Source organism: Actinomadura sp. NPDC049753 (genome assembly GCF_040674655.1).
Classification (GTDB): Bacteria; Actinomycetota; Actinomycetes; order Streptosporangiales; family Streptosporangiaceae; genus Spirillospora; species Spirillospora verrucosospora.
Genome location: NZ_JBFARL010000344.1, coordinates 1 through 4,523, shown reverse-complemented (window position 1 = coordinate 4,523; position 4,523 = coordinate 1). Strand labels below are relative to the sequence as shown.

The window sequence follows — 4,523 nt, the reverse complement described above, 5'->3', positions numbered from 1 at the left end:
TCCTCGCCGACGACCACGCTGCCGGGGGTGTGCTCGGCGAGCACCTGGCGGATCGTCTCCTCCGCCGCCCGGTCGTGCTCGGTGACCGGGTCGTGGATGTCGCGCTTGAGATCGACCTCGGGACGCGACCGGAACGCCGTCCGCAGACGGTCCCCGGTGGCGCGGGCGGCGAGTTCGGCGATCCCGGCGAGCTCCCGCGAGGCGGGGACGTCGACGCTCATCGTTCTCCTTCGATTACGGCAAGGTCACGAATACGCACAGCACGACCGTATCCGAGCCTCGCGAGGCGTCCCGGCGGGCCCTTTGTTACAGAGCCCCCGGCTCGGGCAGTGGGTCCCTGTGCCGGATCCAGCGTCGCCGTCATGGGGAATGAGCATGAACTACAAGATCGATAAGGGCACGGTCGTCGTGGTGACGGGAGCCTCCGGCGGCATCGGGCGCGCCACCGCCGCGGCGTTCGCGCGCCGCGGGGCCTGGGTCGCCCTCCTGGCCCGCGGGGACGAGGGACTGGAGGGGGCCGCCGCCGACGTCGAGGCCGCCGGCGGGCGCGCGATGCCGATCAGCGTGGACGTGGCCGACCCCGGCGCGGTGGACGAGGCGGCGGAACGGGCCGAGAAGGAGCTCGGGCCGATCGCCGTGTGGGTCAACGTGGCGTTCTCCTCGGTGTTCGCGCCGTTCTGGGAGATCGAGCCGGAGGAGTTCAGGCGCACCACCGAGGTCACCTACCTCGGCTACGCCAACGGGACCCGGGCCGCGCTGCGGCGGATGATGCCGCGCGACCGCGGTGTGATCGTCCAGTGCGGGTCGGCGCTGGCCTACCGGGGCATCCCTCTGCAGAGCGCGTACTGCGGCTCCAAGCACGCCGTCCAGGGGCTGCACGACTCGCTGCGGGCGGAGCTGATGCACGAGCGCAGCGGCGTGAAGCTCACGATGGTGCAGATGCCCGCGGTCAACACGCCCCAGTTCGACTGGGTGCTGAACCGGCTGCCGCGCCGCCCGCAGCCCGTCCCGCCCATCTACCAGCCGGAGATCGCGGCGGACGCGCTCCTCTACGCCGCCGAGCATCCCCGGCGCCGGGAGTACTGGGTCGGGGGCAGCACGGTCGGCACGATCCTCGCCGACAAGTTCGCCACGGGGCTGCTGGACCGCTACCTGGCCCGGACGGGCTTCAGGTCCCAGCAGACCGAGAAGCGCACGCGTCCGGACCAGCCGGCGAACCTGTGGGAGCCGGCGGACGACACACCGGGCCGCGACCACGGCAGCCACGGGCGGTTCGACGAGCAGGCGCACGCGAGGAGCCCGCAGATGTGGGCGGGGCGCCACAAGTACCTGGTGGGCGCCGCGACGGCCGGCGCCGCGGCGGGAGCCGCCGCGGGCGCGGCGCGGCTGCTGCGGCGATGACGCACGACCGACGACGAAGGAGAGAGCGATGGCGCAGCAAGTGGCCGACTACGTCCTCCAGCGGCTGACCGAGTGGGGCGTGAAGCGCGTCTACGGGTACCCGGGCGACGGCATCAACGGGCTCCTCGGCGCGTTCGACCGCGCCGAGGGCGAGCCGGAGTTCATCCAGACGCGGCACGAGGAGATGGCCGCGTTCATGGCCTGCGGCCATGCGAAGTTCACCGGCGAGGTCGGCGTCTGCGCGGCGACGTCCGGGCCGGGCGCGATCCACCTGCTGAACGGCCTGTACGACGCGAAGCTCGACCATCAGCCGGTCGTGGCGATCGTCGGGCAGCAGAAGCGCCTGGCGCAGGGCACGCACTACCAGCAGGAGGTCAATCTGGAGAACCTGTTCTCCGACGTCTCGGAGTTCTGCCAGATCGTCATGCACCCCGGCCAGATGCGGCACGTCATCGACCGGGCGTTCAAGACGGCCCTGACCACCCGCGGCGTCTCGACGATCATCATCCCGGAGGACGTCCAGGAGGCCGACGCGGTGCCGTCGCCGCCGAAGGAGCACGGCTCGGTGTACTCCAGCGTGGGCTGGAGCAGGCCCCGCGTCCTGCCCGACCCCGTGGAGCTGCGCAAGGCGGCCGACGTCCTCAACGAGGGCGCGAAGGTCGCGATGCTGATCGGCCAGGGCGCCGCCGGCGCCGAGGCCGAGGTGATCGAGACGGCGGAGCTGCTCGGCGCGGGCATCGCCAAGGCGCTGCTCGGCCGCGAGGTGGTCCCGGACGACCTGCCGTTCGTCACCGGCCCCATCGGCCTGCTCGGCTCCAAGGCCAGCGACGAGATGATGATGAACTGCGACGTGCTGTTCATGATCGGCACGAGCTTCCCGTACGCCGAGTGGCTGCCGGACGAGGGCAGCTGCAGGGGCGTGGAGATCGACATCGACGGGAGCATGATCGGCATCCGCTACCCGATGGACGCGCACGTCGTCGGGGACGCCAGGGAGACGCTGCGGGAGCTGATCCCGCTGCTGCGCCGCAAGGAGGACCGCTCCTGGCGCGAGGAGATCGAGGAGAACGTCCGCGCCTGGAACACGGTCATGGAGAAGCGGGCGGGGCAGAGCTTCGAGGGGAAGGTCAACCCGCAGGCCGTCGCGCACGAGCTGTCGCCGCTGCTGCCGGACGGCGTGATCCTCACCGCCGACTCCGGCTCGGCCACCAACTGGTGGGCCCGCCATATCAAGCTCCGCGACGGGATGAAGGCCTCCCTGTCGGGCACCCTCGCCACGATGGGCCCCGGCGTCCCGTACGCCATCGCGGCCCGGTTCGCCTACCCCGACCGCCCGGTGATCTGCTTCGTGGGCGACGGCGCGTTCCAGATGAACGGCATGAACGAGATGCTGACCGTGAAGCGATACGCCGACCGGATGGCCGGCTCGGCACCGCTGATCTTCGCCGTGTTCAACAACCAGGACCTCAACCAGGTCACCTGGGAGCAGCGCGCGATGGGCGGCGACCCGAAGTACGAGGGCTCCCAGAGCATCCCGGACTTCCCGTACTCCAAGTACGCCGAGCTCTGCGGGCTCAAGGGCGTCTATTGCGACGACCCCGGGAAGGTCACCGACGCCTGGCGGGAGGCCCTGGCGAGCGACCGCCCCGTCGTCCTGGAGTTCGTGGTCGACAACGAGATCGCCCCGATCCCGCCGCACATCATGAAGGACCAGGCCAAGAAGGCCGTCAAGGCGGGCCTCAAGGACCCGCAGAAGCTCGGCATCGCGGCCCGCGGCTTCCGGCAGAAGCTCACCGACATGTACGAGAACATGCCGGGCCGGAAGCACGACTGACCGGCGTCCGGAGCGGAGCGCCAGCGGAGCGGAGGACGACGGTCAGTCCCCTCGGGGGTGTGGGGGTCGCCCCCCACAATGACAGGCGTCCGGAGCGGAGCGGAGGACGACGGCCAGTCCCCCTCGGGGGTGTGGGGGTCGCCCCCCACAATGACCGGCGTCCGGATGACAGGCGACCGGCCGACGGTCAGAGTTCGGCTTCGGCGTAGTCCTCGGGGGAGAACTCGATCCGGGGCTGGGACCGCTCCAGGAGGTCGAACGCCTCGGGGACCGAGCTCGTCCAGCCGACGGCGTCCCAGATCTTGGGGCGGGCGAAGCCCTGCTCGGTGAGGCCCTTCATCAGCTCGCGCAGCGGCTCGTAGACGCCGGTCGGGTCGAGGATGACGATGGGCTTGTCGTGCATGGTCAGGACGCGGGCCGTCCACACCTCGAACAGCTCCTCCAGCGTGCCGATGCCGCCGGGCAGGACGAGGAACGCGTCGCTGCGCCGGTCCATCTCGCCCTTGCGGGCCCGCATGTCGCCGGTGACGATCAGCTCGTCGTTGTCCTCGTCGGAGATCTCGACGCTGACCAGCCCTTCGGGGATCACGCCGACCGTGCGGGCGCCGCCGGCCCGCGCGGCGCGGGCGACGGCGCCCATGCACGAGACCTGGGCGCCGCCGCTGACGAGGCTGTGGCCGCGCCGGGCCAGCTCGGCGCCGGCCTCGGCGGCGAGGTCGACGTAACGGCGATCGATCTTGCCGCTGGACGAGCAGAACACGCAGACGGCGAGGGGTTTCGGGGAAGTCACCCGGCCAATCTAACGGCTCGGGTCCGGGGAGGCTCGCCGATTATCCGGCGCCGGGCGCCTCACGCCGTGGAGAGGTCGCGGCGGCGGAAGCCGATGAGGCCGAGGGCGGACAGGGCGGCCGCGACCGCCAGCAGCCAGAGCAGCGGCGCCGCCGTGACGTCGTGCCCCGGCAGCTTCGGGACGTGGGTGAACGGCGAGACGTCCAGGGCCCACTGGTCCAGGTCGAGCCCGGCTCCGAAGAGCGTCACGACCGCGAAGACCCCGACCGCGGCCCAGGCGCCGCCGGTGAACCTCGGCGCGAGGCCGAACAGCGCGAGCGCGATCGCCCCGACCAGCCACACGGCGGGAAGCTGCGCGAGCGCGGCGCCGAGGACGCGCGGCACCTCGCGGCCGGGGTCGCCGCACAGCACGTTCGTGGTGTCGATCTGGATGAACTCCTGGTGCGGGTGCTTGCGGCCGCCCTGCGGCGGCACGCTCGCGGTGGTGCCCTCCAGGATC

At 71.7% G+C, this 4,523-nt stretch carries 4 protein-coding genes and 1 pseudogene; 2 read left to right on the top strand and 3 right to left on the bottom strand.

Features of this window, described 5'->3' with window-relative positions; translation table 11 throughout:
* On the bottom strand, positions 1–221 hold a 221-nt coding region (locus tag AB0K37_RS40415), incomplete at its 3' end, for an inositol monophosphatase family protein (protein ID WP_363991070.1).
* Positions 222–375: 154 nt separating this feature from the next.
* Here AB0K37_RS40415 and AB0K37_RS40410 point away from each other — a divergent pair.
* Both AB0K37_RS40410 and AB0K37_RS40405 read left to right on the top strand, forming a co-directional pair.
* On the top strand, positions 376–1,401 hold the full coding sequence (locus tag AB0K37_RS40410; protein ID WP_363991068.1) for an SDR family oxidoreductase: 1,026 nt from the start codon (positions 376–378) through the stop codon (positions 1,399–1,401).
* A gap of 28 nt (positions 1,402–1,429) precedes the next feature.
* Positions 1,430–3,235 (top strand): thiamine pyrophosphate-requiring protein, encoded by a 1,806-nt coding sequence (locus AB0K37_RS40405; RefSeq protein WP_363991065.1) that lies wholly within the window; start codon positions 1,430–1,432, stop codon positions 3,233–3,235.
* 187 nt (positions 3,236–3,422) lie between these two features.
* On the opposite strand, the gene AB0K37_RS40400 is transcribed toward AB0K37_RS40405, so the two are convergent.
* A complete protein-coding gene (locus AB0K37_RS40400; protein WP_363991062.1) occupies positions 3,423–4,025 on the bottom strand; it encodes a TIGR00730 family Rossman fold protein in 603 nt (200 codons plus the stop codon).
* Positions 4,026–4,084: 59 nt separating this feature from the next.
* Positions 4,085–4,523: pseudogene (locus AB0K37_RS40395) on the bottom strand (hypothetical protein); the annotation flags it as partial.

Coding starts and splice junctions, on each gene's coding strand:
- AB0K37_RS40410 (WP_363991068.1), top strand. CDS start 376: ATGAACTACAAGATCGATAAGGGCACGGTCGTCGTGGTGACGGGAGCC.
- AB0K37_RS40405 (WP_363991065.1), top strand. CDS start 1,430: ATGGCGCAGCAAGTGGCCGACTACGTCCTCCAGCGGCTGACCGAGTGG.